This window comes from Nocardia sichangensis (assembly GCF_047200615.1).
Classification (GTDB): Bacteria; Actinomycetota; Actinomycetes; order Mycobacteriales; family Mycobacteriaceae; genus Nocardia; species Nocardia sichangensis.
The window spans coordinates 150,146-163,840 of the sequence record NZ_JBJZOK010000009.1; the positions used below are offsets into that span (position 1 = coordinate 150,146).

Below are 13,695 nucleotides of genomic sequence, written 5' to 3' on the forward strand. Positions count from 1 at the left end.
CGGCTCACTCGCCGAGCAGGCCCGCGGTGCGGCCCAGATCGGCGAGCATCGCGTCGAACAGGATCTCCGGATTGTCCAGCGGTATCGGGTAGTTCCCGAACACCTCGAGCGTGACGTGGCCGTAGAGCCGCGCCCAGATCTGGATCATCAGGTACGTCACACCCAGATCCAGTTTCTCGGCGGGGAACTTCTGGCCCGACTCCGACAGCGCCGCCAGCAGTTCGGTCTGGAAGTGCACCAGATCCTCACGCAACTCCGGCGGGATGACGTCCGTCGATGGCGTGACGATGTCGTAGTTCGCCAGCAGCCTGCCCGCCGCGGCCAGGAAAACCCGGCCGAAGGGCTCGTCGAAGCGGCGCAGCGCGCGGGCCTGGCCCGCGCCGGGCGAGGCGAACACCAGGGTGAACTCCCTGGTGTGCGTCAGCGCCCAGCGCCGGAAGCCACGGCAGATGGCGAAGAACTGCGCGGCGCCGTCGTCGGGCAGCGTGGCGATCTCGGCGGTCAGTTCCCCGGCCAGGTCGGCGCAGAAGTCCAGCCGCAGCCGCTCCAGCAGGTCTTCGAGCGAGTCGTAGTACCGGTACAGCGCGGGCGCGGTGACTCCGAGTTCGCGCGCGATGGCACGCAGGGTGACCGCATCGGGCCCGCGCTCGACCAGCAGCGCGCTGGCCACCCGCCGGATGTCGGTGTCGGTCACCACCGGCGCGCGGCCCCGTGGTCTGGACTGTTGCACTGATCGATTCAAGCGTATTCGACGTCCCAGCGCTTGATCCCGTTCAGCCAGCCCGACCGCAGCCGCACCGGCTCGGACACCTGGCGCAGGTTGGGCATCACGTCGGCGATGGCGTTGAACATCAGATCGATCTGCAACCGGGCCAGGTTCGCGCCGACGCAGTAGTGGGTGCCGGTGCCGCCGAAGCCCACGTGCGGGTTCGGATCGCGCAGCACGTCGAAGGTGAACGGATCCGCGAACGCTTCCTCGTCGAAATTGGCCGAGCTGTAGAACAGTCCGAGCCGTTGGCCCTTCTTGATCTCCTGGCCCCCGAGCACGGTGTCCTGGGTGGCGGTGCGCTGGAAGGCCGTGACCGGGGTGGCCCACCGGACGATCTCGTCGGGCGCGGTGCGCGGACGCTGCTGCCGGTAGATTTCCCACTGCTCGGGATGGTCAACGAACGCTTTCATGCCGTGGGTGATCGAGTTGCGCGTGGTCTCGTTTCCCGCCACCGACAGCAGGATGACGAAGAACGCGAACTCGTCCGAGCCGAGGTGCTCGCCGTCGATATCGGCGTTCACCAACTGGGTGACGATGTCCTCGGCCGGGCAGGCGCGCCGCTGTTCGGCCATGTTCCAGGCGTAGCCCATCACCTCGGCGGTGGCCGCGTGGTGATCACCCTCGAATTCGGGATCGTCGTAGGAGATCATCTGGTTGGACCAGTCGAAGATCTTCTTGCGGTCCTCCTGCGGGATGCCGATCAGTTCGGCGATGGCCTGCAACGGCAGTTCACAGGCGACCTGTTCGACGAAGTCGCCGCTGCCGGACTTTCTGGCCTCGTGCACGATCCGCGCGGCGCGTTCGGTCAGCGCGGCGCGCAGGCTCTCCACCGCCCGCGGGGTGAAGCCCTTGGAGATGATGCGGCGGGTCTTGGTGTGCTTGGGCGGGTCTTGGTTGAGCAACAGCATGTCGCCGAGCATGTCGATCTGCTCGCGCGTGGTCTCCTCGTTGAACCGGATAATCGCGGTGTTCTCGTGCGAGGAGAACACCTCGGGATTCTTGGAGATCTCCTTGATGTGCGCGAGCTTGGAGACGACCCAGTAGCCGCCGTCGTCGAAACCGCTGGCCCGATCGGACTGACCGCACCACCATACCGGGGCGGTGCGGCGCAGTTCGGCGAACTCCTCGATGGGCAGGCGGGTGGCGAGCAGATCGGGGTCGGTGAAGTCGAAACCCGTCGGGATCGAGGGCGTGGTCACGGTCACGGCTAACTCCTACGGCGGTCTGGGCGCAGACCTGGCGAACACGGTCACCAGTGATGCAACCACAGAACCGAGCTTCGTGAACAGCGTTTAGTAAAACCCGTTTACTTTTCATGCCGCCGGTCCGCCCACCGGACCACGGACGGAGGTGGCAGGTATCGGCCATTACCCCGATTCAGGTGTACACCGACGCGGCGGACCACCTCTAATGAGAGCAGCAGCCCTACTCCGGCCGGAGGTGCCATGCCCAGTCTCTACGACCACGTCGGCGGCGACGAGGTGCTCCATCGTGTCGAAGCGGCGTTCTACGACAAAGCGCTCAGCGACCCGGTGCTGAAGACGTTGTTCACCGAACGACTGCCGCAACACGTCGACCATCTCACCTGGTTCACCGCCGAATCGTTCGGCGGCCCGGATCGATTTACCCGAGAGCTCGGATTCGAATACATCATCGCGGTGCACCGCGGCCTGCGGATCACCGACGAGCAGCGGGAACGTTTCGTCGAGGTGTACATGCAGACCTTCGAGGAGGCCGGACTGCTGGAGAACGAAGAGTTCCGCACCGCGGTCTATGAGCACGTCGCATTCGGATCACGGGTGGCGCAGCAGAATTCGCATGCGACCAGCGATTCGGAGTTGCACCCGATCCGCGAGGTCCCACGCTGGAGTTGGGCGGGCGACGACTGACTCAGCGCAGCGTGATCAGCGGCGGCTGCCATCGCCTCCGCAACACCACCGGCTTGGGCGCGAACAACGCCAGGCTCGCCGAGAACGGATCGGATTCCGGGATGGGCAACCAGTTGCCCCTGGGGACGCCGGACCGGGATCGTGCTGCTGGAGTGTGAGATCGTATCGCGATGAGGTCCAGTCCTCCATGATCCCGTTCCGCCTCCCGATGCGATCGGTCGCAGCGCCAGATCCGTCCCGAAGCATATCCGTCTGTTTGCGGAAAAGTAGCTGACCAGCGGTACCTGTCACCCGATCGCCGAGAGCGGCGGCGGGACTTCGCGCGAATCGCGTCAGAGCACCGGGAACAGCGGCGGGGGACGCCAGCGCCCCTGGACGGCCTCCGCCTTCGGCGCGTACAGGCGCAGGGTCAGCGAGAATTGTCCGGATTCGGGAATCGGCAGCCAGTTCCCGGCCGCGACGCCCGCCCTCGGGTCGGTGTACTGCAACGCGATGTCGACGGACCCATCGGGGTTGACCGTCACCGGATCCGGATGGCCGACCGCGTAGATGCCGGCCGGATTGGGCACCAGATAGTTGTCGGCGGCATAGGCGGTCAGCGACCAGAACTCGTCCACGGGCGGCAACTGGCCGGGCGCGAAATGCAGCCGGAATCGGCCCGTGCCACCTCCGGCGTCCGTCGACGCGAACAGCGTCGGATAGTAGGCGTTCTCGGTCATCAGGCTGGCGCCGAGCGCCACGTGAGCGATGACGGCGCGCAGCAGATAGTTGGTGCCGAACCTGCCGACGTCGGGGTCGACCAGCCAGCCGTTCTCGTTGACCGTCCGCGCACCCAGAGATACCGGGATCTGCTGCCGTGCGGTCTCCACCGCCGCCGTGAGCTCGGTATCCGAGATGCCCTCGACTGTGCCACCCGGCCGGATCCCGATCTTCTCGAACCGCCGCATGGCGGGCGCGTCCTCGGGCGCGGTCGGGTTGGTCGACAGCAACGCGCACATCCGGTCGAAGAACACCCGCGGGTCCATCCCGGCGACCCACTCAGGTGGCGGCTGTACGCTCGATAGCCCCGTCCCGATGGGCGCAGGCGGCTCGGTGCCCGCCACCCAAGCGCTCAACGGCACCAATCGCAATCCCTCTTGCGCGGCGCGCACCGCCGGGAGATCGCTCTCGCCGTCGACCCGGATCCGGACGATCAGCCACACCGTCGGCGTCGGCATCGGCAACGGCGTGAGACCTTCCGGTAGCGCACCCGACCACCTCGGACCGGTCACCGCATAGGTATACGGCGGCCCGGCCGACTCAGTCGCCGGCCGCCGGCTGCTGGGGTTGTGCACGTTGTTCGTCCAGGCGTCCGTCACCTTGGCCAGCCAGAACCGGCCCTCGTCCAGCGCGGGGACGCTCAGCACCATCGGCTCGCTCGCCACATCGAGCCACGCGGTGGAACGCAGCGTGTCGCGGTCGAGCCGTACCACGTCTCGCTGCGCCGGGGTGGGCAGCGAGGCGGCGTGGTGGAAGCGGTTGATCGGCGTGACCATCTCCGCAGCCACCCGGGTGACGTCCAGCAGCACCAGAGGGTAGCCGAATACGTAGGCGTCTTTGGCGATCGTGGCAGCGTCACCTGGGACGGGATGCGGCCCGGAATCCTGGCCGAATCCGCCGCATGCCGCCGATCCCAACGCGGCCACCGACGACACCGCGATGCCGAGCGCCGTGCGCCGCGACATCGTGAGCTTGCCTTCGGTCCTCTCGTCCATGATCCGCTCCGCCTCCGATCCTATCGGCACCGCGATTCCCGCACCGGAGCGCGACCGCACTCCGCGACGGAAATCGCGGCTCGAGGGCGTTTGCGGAGGTTCGCCGCGAGAACACGCGGGAAGGAGCGCCGCCTCGCTCAGAATTCCAGGACGGTGTTCATGATGGTGCCCGCACTGGTGGCCACCACCCCGCCGATCATCGCGCCGGCGATCATCTTCGGCGACTGCAATCCGCCGCCGCTCCACTTCTCCCAGGCGAATCTGCCGCCCGCGTAGATGATGCTGACGATGCCCGACGCGAGCGCGAACCAGGTCAGGTACCGGACGAACTGTAAGAGCTTGTCCGCCAGGGGCGGCGCCTCCGGGGTCGGATTGCCGATCTGCGCCAACGTCGTGAACGAATCGCCGACCGACGCAAGAATGATGCTCACCGTCTACTCCCTCTACGCTCGAATACAACCCTGCCGCCGACCAGCCGCTTTGCGAAAGCCGTTCGACCACCGATGAATTCGGCCACGAACCAGGATACGGGCCCAGACGCCGCCGCGGTGCGCGCACTGCGCGGAACCTTCGCGCCCAGCGGCGGAACGGGCAGCAGGCTCAGGAGTTCGGCTACCCGGGCGCGGGCGAGGGAAACACGAACTTCCCTGCGCTACATGGACCTGACTGCATCGCGGCGAGCGAACGGATACGATCTTCTCAGCGAATCACTTGCCCCTGTCCCGAATCCAGAATGAGCGAACGACGATGATCCTGGCCGCCGCTTACGACACCCTGGCGCAGATCGGCAATCCCAGCCCCGAGGCACCGCCGATCTCCGACAAGTTCCTCCAACTGGTCCGCTACCTGACGTGGTTCGTGCTCCTGTCGGGCATCTGCGGCATCATCTACGCCGGTGGCCGCTTCGCCTGGGAGAAGTGGACCGGCGGCGGGCTCGAGTCACCGAAGATGGTGGCCGGAGCCATGATCGGCGGGGTGGTGGCCACCAGCGCGGGCACCATCATGAACGCCGTCATCGGCTGATCCGCAGCGGACCGAATCGCGAACCGCTATAGCCTTTCGCTATGACAAGCGGGCGATGCGCGGTGAGCAGGGCAGGTTCGCGCTGTCAGCGCAGAATGCCCGCGTTTCGCGCTGCGCGCAGCCAGTCCGGGAACTCCCCGAGCAAACGGGCGTAGAGCTGCGCGTCGTCGACCTGATCGATGTCGTCGAGGGCGAAGAAACCCGCGTTGTCGACCGCCCGGTCGGACAATTCGTCCAGAGCGCGCAGCAGACCGTAGTTGGCGCGACCGAGCCCGACGAACTGCCAGAAGGCGGGCAACCGCGCGGCTTCGCGCATGAGCGCCGTGATCTCGCGCTTCTTGGCGAAGCCGCCGTCGGTGAAGAACAACACGAGCGTGGGACGGCCACCAGGGCGCAACGAGTCGATGATGTCGCGCATGACCGGCAGTTCGTCGTTGCGGCCGCCGAGCCGGTCGTAATCGATGTCGCCGTGGGTTCCGCCGAGATGCAGATAGGTCCGGGCCCAGTCGTCACCGTGCTCGACGGTGATGTCGGGCAGCTTGGCGAACGAGAGGGCGTACAGGTACGCCTCCAAGGTGCCGTCGTCGTCGAGCTGGGTGGCCACCGGAATCATCCGCTGCACGACGCGGTGCACCACCTGATCGCGGTACTGCCGTTGCATGCTGCCGGTCTTGTCGATGACCAGCACGACGCGGGCACGGATGCCGAAAGCGTCCTTGTCGATGAGGACCTTCGCGACCTCACGCTTGCGCAGGTCCAGTTTCGCGCGCTTTTCGAAGGAGAGCTTCGCCTCGCCGGGAACGGTGAACACGTCCGCCGCCGGGGCGAGATTCGCCACCGGCCGATCCGGAGAAGGAACGTTCGCACCGGCGGGTTCCTCGTCCACACTCACCCCGTGATCGGTGACCAGCGCGGCGAACCCACCCGCATAGCCTTGCCCGACCGCACGCACCTTCCACGTCCCATGGCGGCGGTACAGCTCGAGCGCGATCACCACGGATTCGCTGCTCAACCCTTCTATGCGGTACTCGTACAGAACGTTTCCCGCGGCGTCGGCGACCGTGGCGACCGGCGGCGCGAACCGGCCGAAGGTCTGCGCCGGATCGTCGAGTGTGAGCACCGCACGCAACTGGGCGATGTCCGCGGGCAGATCACCCAGCGAAACCGACAGCACTCCGGGCGTTCCCGCCGCCAGCGAGACACCGGGCGCGCTGGGCTGGTTGAAGAACACGAAATCCGCGTCGGATCGCACGCGCCCCACTTCGGTCACCAGTAGCGCCGACACGTCAACCGCCGCCTCGGTGCGCACCGACACCAGTAGGTGAGCCAGGTCCAGCACACCGTTCTGACCCTTGACCAATGCCGCGCCCATCGAAGCTCCCAGCCGTCGTCACTCCGCAATCGTCACCGGGATCAGGGTAAGGCCGGCCCGGGCCGGATGCGGAGTGTTCGCCGCGGCGATACCGGTTCACCCGCCGCCGAATTCGCCATCGCCGTCAGCGGATACCGGTGCCGCTCAGCGTGGCCATCGGCGGCCGATCGGCCGCGGGCGCCGCGCCCGGCACCGCATGCCAGCTCGAGCCGTCCGGGAGATACTGCGTCAGCGGGACGCCCGAATCGGGGATTCCGAACCGGTCGAGCAGCGTCGCGATCACCTGCCTGCTCATCTCGGCCAATTCGTGCAGCGGCCGATTGCGATGCACGCGGGCGCCGAGATCGACCTGCCCGATGGCGCCGGCCCCGTGCCTGCGCCAGGTGTCGATGAGGATGCCGATCTCGACGCCGTAGGCAGGTGCGAACGACAACGACCGCAGCAGTTCCCGGGTGGCCGCGTACTCGCCGCCCAGCGGCTGACGCAACTCGGCCAGCTCCGGCGCGAGCGCGGTGAGCAGCGGCCGGGCCACGAGTTGGGTGACGCGTCCGCCGCCGTCGGGAGCGTCGCCGAACGGGCGGCGGTAGAACCCTTTCACCAACCGCAGTCGGTCGTCGGACAGCAGTGGTGCGAGCAGCGACGGCACGAACCGCGGGTCGGGAGCGACGAGATCCGCGTCGACGAACACGATGAGATCACCGGACGCCACCGCCAGCGACCGCCACAGCACCTCCCCCTTGCCCGGACACGGCGGCACGGCGGGCAGCGCTTGCTCGCGGGAATAGACGGTCGCGCCAGCCGCTCGGGCACGGGCGGCGGTCCGGTCGGTGGAGCCGGAATCGAGCACGATCAGCTCGTCGACCAAGGTGCCGACCAGGTCACGGATCGAGCCCACCACATCCGCGACGGTGTCCTCCTCGTTCAGAGCGGGAACGACCACCGAGACGGTGCGGTGCCGCTTGCGTTCGAGTAGCTCGTCGTGCGACCACGCGCGGTCGTAGTGCACGACGCCGGTTGCCGTCACCGTGGCTCCCCGTTCCGCGACGGCAGCGCGAGACTGAGCACGACGAGCACCAGCGCGATCGCCGCGACCATCCACAGCACAGTGACGCAGGCGGCGAGGAAGGTGTGCGCGGCGGCGATCTGTCCGGCCACGTCGGCCCCCGCGCCGGGACAGGTGTGCGCGTCGAGGTGCGGGGTCGGCGAACGCAGCGCCGATTCGGCGCAGTCGGCGAACGACGTGACGACACCGTCGCGCTGGGCGGTCGTCGCCGGAGAGTTCGTCAGCGATGCCGCCAGAACCGCTTTCGCATGACCGACGCCGAGGTCGGTGTCGGCGTCGACCCGGCGGAAGAACAGCGCGCCGAGTACCGCCACGCCCAGCGAACTGCCGATCTGCTGCACGGTCGGCACCGTTCCGGACGCCGAACCGGTCGCCCGTTCCGCGACGCCCGCCATCATGGCCGCGGGCAGCGGCGCGGCGAACAGCCCCATCCCGGCTCCGGCGGCGAAGACCGGTACGGCGAGCCGCCCCAGATCGATCGCCGCGTCCTCGGGGTCGACGGTCAGCGCGATGACCACGATGGCGACCGCGAACACCAGCACCCCGAGGGTGAGCCCGCGACTGCCGAGCCGCGCCACCAGGATCGGCGAGGTGAGCGCGCCACACGCGCCGCCGAGCGCGAAAGGCAGCACCAGGATTCCGGTTCGCAAGGCGGTGAATCCCAGCCCGGATTGCGCCATCACCGACACGGTGAACAAGAACGCGGCGAAGATCCCGAAGAACAGCAGCGTGAGCACGGAGCCGACCGCGAAACCCCGGTCCGCGAAGAGATCGATCCGCAGCAGCGGGCTTTCCCCGGCCCGCAGCCGCCTGCGCTGATGCCAGACGAATACGACGAGCAGCCCGAGCCCGGCGCCGAGCAGCCCGAACAGCTGCGGGGGCCAGCGTTGTTCCCGTCCGGCCGCGAGCGGATACAGCAGGGCGACCAGTCCGCTGCTCGCCAGCAGCGCGCCGGCGACATCCAGCCGTTCCCTGGTCGGGGGCCTGCCGACGTGCAGATGCCGGTGCGCCAGCAGCAACCCCAGGACGCACAGCGGCACGTTCAGCAGGAAGATCGCGCGCCAGCCCAGGCCGAACGGATCGGAAGCGATGACCGCGCCGCCGAGCAACGGCCCCACGATGGCCGCCAGACCGGCGGCCGCGCCGTAGAACCCGAAGGCCAACGGCTGCTTGCCCTTCGGGAACACCGCGCTGATGATGGCGATGACCTGCGCGGACATCGCCGCGGCGGACAGGCCCTGGACAGCGCGCGCCGCGATCAGCTCGCCGGGCAGGTGGGCCAGGCCGCACCACACCGAGGCCATGGTGAACGCCGCCATGGCGCCGAGGAAGACGCGCCGCCGCCCGATCGACTCCCCGATCCGCGCGGCGGTCATCAGTGTGCCCGCGAAGGCCAGGCTGTAGCCCGCCACGACGAACACCTGCGCCGAACCGGGCGCCGCCAGATCCTTGGCGATGCTCGGCAGCGCGGTGTTGACGATCGTCATGTCCAGCATCTGCATGAACACCGCGAGCAGGCACGCGCCCAGCGCGGCCCACTCCGGCGGGCCGACGACCACCGAAGGCGTGCCGGTGGCGATGCTCGCCCGCTTGCTCATGGAAGGGCGCCGACCCGCACCGCGCGGTCGCCTTTCGCGGCGACGTCGGCCACGATCGCCTGCATGGCGGTGACGTAGCGCCCGATCGCCTCGTGCGCCTGCGGCGTGTCGGGGAACAGCAGGCTGAGGGTGGTGACGTCGGTGAACCTGTTGATCCAGATGTAGACCTCGCGCGAACTGCCGCGGTTGGCGAACATGCCGCCGTCGATCTTGTCGAACATCTCGACGCCCGCCATTTTGCGAATGTCCAGGTAGGACAGCATGCGCGCGTACCAACCCGGCCGAGTGCGGATACCGAGTTCGGGCGGCGCCAGTTGCAGTGCCCGGTGCAAGGACACGTCGGTCAGGCCTTTGCCCTGGTCATATGCCTGCTGCGCCGCCGCTACCACGTCCGCGAAAGACTGCTCGGCGCCCACCGAGAAGGCCACCGGGATCAGATTCGTGTACCACCCGACCGAGGCGGCCTCGCCGTCGGTGCGGCGCGTGTTCACCGGCGTGAGACCGAAATACCAGTCGCCACCCGCCAATTCGATCTCCGCGAGCGCGGCCGCGGCGAACAGTCCGCCGGTGAACCGGCCATCGCGCGCCCGGCAGGCCTCCTCGAAGCGCAGCGCACCCGGTTCGTCGATGAGGACGGTGGTCACCTGCGCGCCCCGGACGTGCTGGTCTCCGTCGACCCACAGGTCCACCGGGAAACCGGGCACGTCACCGCCGTTGCGCCGCAGCAGATCCAGCCAGACGGAGATCTGCGGTGAGTCGGCGGTCAGCTCGGCGCTGTGGCGGCGCTCGCGCTCGCAGTACGCGATGTGGCCGGTCACCGGCGCGAGAGTCAGGCTGCCGCCGGACAATTCGCTGCCGTAGAGCGTCAGCAGGTCTACGCACGACAGTGCCTGTGCCACACCGTCGGTGTGCAGGTGATCCACCGCCGCGTACATCGTGAACGACTCCGCGTGCTCGATGACGCCGAAACTGAAGCAGTCCCAGTCCAGCGGGCCGGGCGTCTCGGCGAAGACGTGCGCTCGGATGGTGTCGCTTTCGCTGTGGACGCCGTGTTCGGTCGGCACCATCCGGATGTCCGCCGGGTCGAGTACCCGGCGCTCCACCCGGTCCTCCGGGGTGCGGACGAACCAGCTCCAGAACGTGTCGTGCCTGCGCAGGAAAGCGTCGACCGTGCGCGTGAGCGCGGCATGGTCCGGGACGCCGGGAATCGTGAACGCGAGCATGCACACCCGCGAAACGCGGAAGCCCGCATCGGCATTGCGGTATGTGGTGCGCAGGTATTCCTCCTGCTGATGTGACGGCGGCGCCGGATGCGCCGGGGCACGGCGCGCCGCGGCGAGCGATTCCGGTGCCGCGCGCCAACTGGTGAGCTTTCCCGCGGCGGGATGCCATTCGTCGATGAAACCGAAATTGACCACAGGTGTTCTCGATTCGTGCCGGCGAGGAGAAATCCTCGGCTGAACCCCCATGAAAGTTAACGACTTCGATCATCCGACGACCATGGGTAGCACGGAATCTTGTGACCACCACCAGCAGACGGCGCGGGCGGGTCGTCGAGTTTCCCAAGAATGCTCGCGAGCGCTTGCCGGGCATCGTGACCGCGCCCTACTTTCGCCACCACTACGGTGCACGAAGCAGGTTCGGAGGTCTTGCGTGCGGGCACGAACGACAGGCAGGCCAGGCGCGATCATCACCTCGATCGCCGTCGCGCTCGCGCTCGCCGCTACACCGCTGTCACCGGCCTGGCCTGCGGCGACAGCGGAACCTACGGCCCGGACACCGGGCACGGTGACCGCGGATGACGCCCGAGTGGTCGGCATCGAGCCTGGCACCGGTCGGCTGACCGACGTGCGGATCCATTCCGCCGCGATGGGTACGACGATCCCGGTGAAAGTCATCCGCGCACCGGATAATTCGGCACCCGCGCCGACGCTGTATCTGCTCAACGGAGCCAGCGGCGGCTCGGAAGGAAGCAACTGGACCGATCGGACCGATATCGAGGATTTCTTCCGGGACAAACAAGTGAATGTCGTCGTGCCCATGGGCGGCGAGGGAAGTTATTTCGCGGATTGGCGGACGGACGATCCGGTGCTGGGCAGGCAACGCTGGACGACATTTCTCACCAGAGAACTGCCGCCGCTGATCGACGCCGCTTTCGCCGGCAACGGCGCCAACGCCGTCGCCGGAATCTCCATGGCGGCCACCTCGGTATTCCAGCTCGCCCTCAACGCACCCGGGCTCTATCGAGCCGTCGGCTCCTACAGCGGATGCGTCCGCACCAGCGATCCGCAAGGCCAAGCCATGGTCGCCGCCGTCGTCACCCGCTGGCGCGGCAACGCCCTCAACATGTGGGGCCCGCCCACCGATCCCCGATGGGCCGCCAACGACCCGTACCTGCACGCGGATCAACTGCGCGGCACTGCCATCTACGTCTCCACCGGCACCGGCATGCCGGGACCGTTCGACCGGCCCGACGGGCCCGGCATCGACGGCAATCGCGACAAACTGGTCAGCCAGCTCGTCACCGGCGGCTTCCTGGAGGCGATCATCAACCAGTGCGCTCGCGACCTGAGCGATCGATTGCGTTCCTTGAACATCCCCGCGACGTTCGACTTCCGTCCCTCCGGCACGCACTCCTGGGGCTACTGGCAAGAGGACTTGCACAACTCGTGGCCGCTGATCGCCGCGGCGCTGGCGACCCCCGCCACCGGATAGCCAGCCGAGCGGGCCGCGTCACCGCGCGCGGGAAGATTCCGCGGCGCCGGTGATATTGCGCGCCATCCCGCCGAAGATGACCGCGTGGAACGGCGCGATGGATTTCCAGTACAGATGCCCGGCCAGTCCGTGCGGTTCGAACACCGCGCACTGGCGGTAGGTGGCGCCCGGACCGTCCGGCTCGACCGCGAGCTCGAGCCACGCCCGTCCCGGTACCCGCATCTCGGCGCGCAGGCGCAGCATCCGAGGTCGTTCGATCCGCTCCACCCGCCACCAATCCAGCGCCTCCCCTTCGTGCAGCCGGTGTGGATCGCGGCGTCCACGGCCGAGACCGACGCCGCCGGCGAGCCGGTCGATCCAACCGCGCAGTGACCAGGCCAGCGGGAAGGAATACCAGCCGTGCTCGCCCCCGATAGCCTCGATCACCCGCCACAGCGTCGCGGGGTCGGCATCGGTGTGGCGTTCGCGCACGTCCCGGTACAGCGACCCGCCCGACCACGCCGGGTCGGTGGGCAGCGGGTCCGACGGCGCGCCCGGCGGATGGGCGTCCGACCACCTGGTCGGTACGTCCAGATCGCGAATCTTCTCCAGCGCCAACGCGACTGCTCTGCGGTAACCGGTCGGTCCGTCCGGTGGGTCCGGGATGAGGCCCGCGATCGCGTGGTCGCGGCAGACCACGTCGTTGATCAGCGACTCCATGAGCGGAACGGCGATCGCGCGCGGCACCGGGGTCACCAGATTCACCCACTGCGCCGACAACCACGGCGTCAGCACCGGCACCGGCACGATCAGCCGTCGCGGCAGCTGGGCCACTTCGGCGTAGGCGCGCATCATCTGCACGTAGGTCAGCACGTCCGGGCCGCCGATGTCGAACGCGCCGCCCGCGCCTTCGGGCAGCGTCGCCGCCCGCGTCAGGTAATACAGCACGTCACGCACCGCGATCGGCTGGATCCGGTTGCGCACCCAGCGCGGGGTGACCATCAGCGGCAGACGCTCGGTCAGATAGCGCAGCATCTCGAAACTGGCCGAGCCGGAACCGATGATCACCGCGGCCCGCAGCACCAGGGCGGGTACCGCGCCCGCCTGCAGGATCTCGCCGACCTCGGTGCGGGAGGCCAGGTGCCGCGACAGCCGCTGCGCACCCGGGACGATGCCGCCCAAGTAGACGATCCTGGTCAGCCCCGCGTGCGCCGCCTCGGCCGCAACCAGCGTGGCGGCCTCCCGGTCCACCGTGTCGAAGTCGGCGCGGGTCAGCGAATGGACCAGGTAGTACAGCACCTCCTGCCCCGCCAGCGCGCCGCGCACGTCGGCGGCCGAGGTCACGTCGCCCGCCACCACTTCGACGCGATCGCGCCAGGGGGCCTCGGCGAGCTTGCCGGGTGTGCGTGCCAGCACGCGAACCGAATGACCCGCGCGCAGCAACTCCGGCACCAGTCGTCCGCCGATGTAGCCGGTCGCACCGAACACCACACACCGCACGGCAACCACCCTTCCGATGACCTGCTCAGGTGA

Annotated in this window: 12 protein-coding genes; 3 read left to right on the top strand and 9 right to left on the bottom strand. The window is 68.3% G+C overall.

The genetic code is table 11. The features are described from left to right. Window positions 1-4: 4 nt before the first annotated feature. Together ACL03I_RS15140 and ACL03I_RS15145 are read right to left on the bottom strand one after the other, a co-directional pair. Window positions 5-730: a TetR/AcrR family transcriptional regulator gene (locus tag ACL03I_RS15140; protein WP_355072698.1), complete on the bottom strand. Its 726-nt coding sequence runs from the start codon at window positions 728-730 to the stop codon at window positions 5-7. 8 nt (window positions 731-738) lie between these two features. Then, window positions 739-1,968 carry a cytochrome P450 gene (locus tag ACL03I_RS15145; RefSeq protein WP_412806299.1) on the bottom strand — a complete coding sequence of 410 codons (1,230 nt, stop codon included), beginning with the start codon at window positions 1,966-1,968 and terminating at the stop codon, window positions 739-741. A gap of 246 nt (window positions 1,969-2,214) precedes the next feature. On the opposite strand from ACL03I_RS15145, the gene ACL03I_RS15150 reads away from it, so the two are divergent. Then, the gene (locus tag ACL03I_RS15150; protein ID WP_412806242.1) at window positions 2,215-2,658 is read left to right on the top strand and encodes a group II truncated hemoglobin; all 444 of its coding nucleotides are present in this window, start codon (window positions 2,215-2,217) and stop codon (window positions 2,656-2,658) included. A gap of 332 nt (window positions 2,659-2,990) precedes the next feature. Here ACL03I_RS15150 and ACL03I_RS15155 read toward each other — a convergent pair whose 3' ends face one another. Next, on the bottom strand, window positions 2,991-4,412 hold the full coding sequence (locus ACL03I_RS15155) for a DUF1254 domain-containing protein (RefSeq protein ID WP_412806243.1): 1,422 nt from the start codon (window positions 4,410-4,412) through the stop codon (window positions 2,991-2,993). Window positions 4,413-4,549: 137 nt separating this feature from the next. Further along, entirely contained in the window at window positions 4,550-4,843 is a 294-nt protein-coding gene (locus ACL03I_RS15160; protein WP_195077704.1) for a hypothetical protein, read from the bottom strand. A gap of 316 nt (window positions 4,844-5,159) precedes the next feature. On the opposite strand from ACL03I_RS15160, the gene ACL03I_RS15165 reads away from it, so the two are divergent. Further along, entirely contained in the window at window positions 5,160-5,435 is a 276-nt protein-coding gene (locus tag ACL03I_RS15165; RefSeq protein WP_355072692.1) for a hypothetical protein, read from the top strand. An 85-nt stretch (window positions 5,436-5,520) separates the two neighbouring features. Here ACL03I_RS15165 and ACL03I_RS15170 read toward each other — a convergent pair whose 3' ends face one another. The 4 genes from ACL03I_RS15170 to ACL03I_RS15185 all read right to left on the bottom strand — a co-directional run bounded on the left by ACL03I_RS15170 (window position 5,521) and on the right by ACL03I_RS15185 (window position 10,886). Beyond that, window positions 5,521-6,807 carry a vWA domain-containing protein gene (locus tag ACL03I_RS15170; RefSeq protein ID WP_412806244.1) on the bottom strand — a complete coding sequence of 429 codons (1,287 nt, stop codon included), beginning with the start codon at window positions 6,805-6,807 and terminating at the stop codon, window positions 5,521-5,523. Window positions 6,808-6,931: 124 nt separating this feature from the next. Beyond that, window positions 6,932-7,831: a glucosyl-3-phosphoglycerate synthase gene (locus ACL03I_RS15175; protein ID WP_412806245.1), complete on the bottom strand. Its 900-nt coding sequence runs from the start codon at window positions 7,829-7,831 to the stop codon at window positions 6,932-6,934. Beyond that, the gene (locus tag ACL03I_RS15180) at window positions 7,828-9,468 is read right to left on the bottom strand and encodes an MFS transporter (RefSeq protein WP_412806246.1); all 1,641 of its coding nucleotides are present in this window, start codon (window positions 9,466-9,468) and stop codon (window positions 7,828-7,830) included. The genes ACL03I_RS15175 and ACL03I_RS15180 overlap by 4 nt, the downstream gene beginning before the upstream one ends. Then, window positions 9,465-10,886, bottom strand: coding sequence for a condensation domain-containing protein (locus tag ACL03I_RS15185; protein WP_412806247.1), 1,422 nt, complete (start codon window positions 10,884-10,886; stop codon window positions 9,465-9,467). Before ACL03I_RS15185 ends, ACL03I_RS15180 begins: the two co-directional genes overlap by 4 nt. A gap of 235 nt (window positions 10,887-11,121) precedes the next feature. Here ACL03I_RS15185 and ACL03I_RS15190 point away from each other — a divergent pair, with 235 nt between their 5' ends. Further along, window positions 11,122-12,183, top strand: coding sequence for an alpha/beta hydrolase (locus ACL03I_RS15190; RefSeq protein ID WP_412806248.1), 1,062 nt, complete (start codon window positions 11,122-11,124; stop codon window positions 12,181-12,183). A gap of 18 nt (window positions 12,184-12,201) precedes the next feature. On the opposite strand, the gene ACL03I_RS15195 is transcribed toward ACL03I_RS15190, so the two are convergent. Beyond that, complete coding sequence (locus ACL03I_RS15195; protein ID WP_379252940.1) at window positions 12,202-13,662, bottom strand: SDR family oxidoreductase; 1,461 nt, start codon at window positions 13,660-13,662, stop codon at window positions 12,202-12,204. Window positions 13,663-13,695 lie beyond the last annotated feature (33 nt).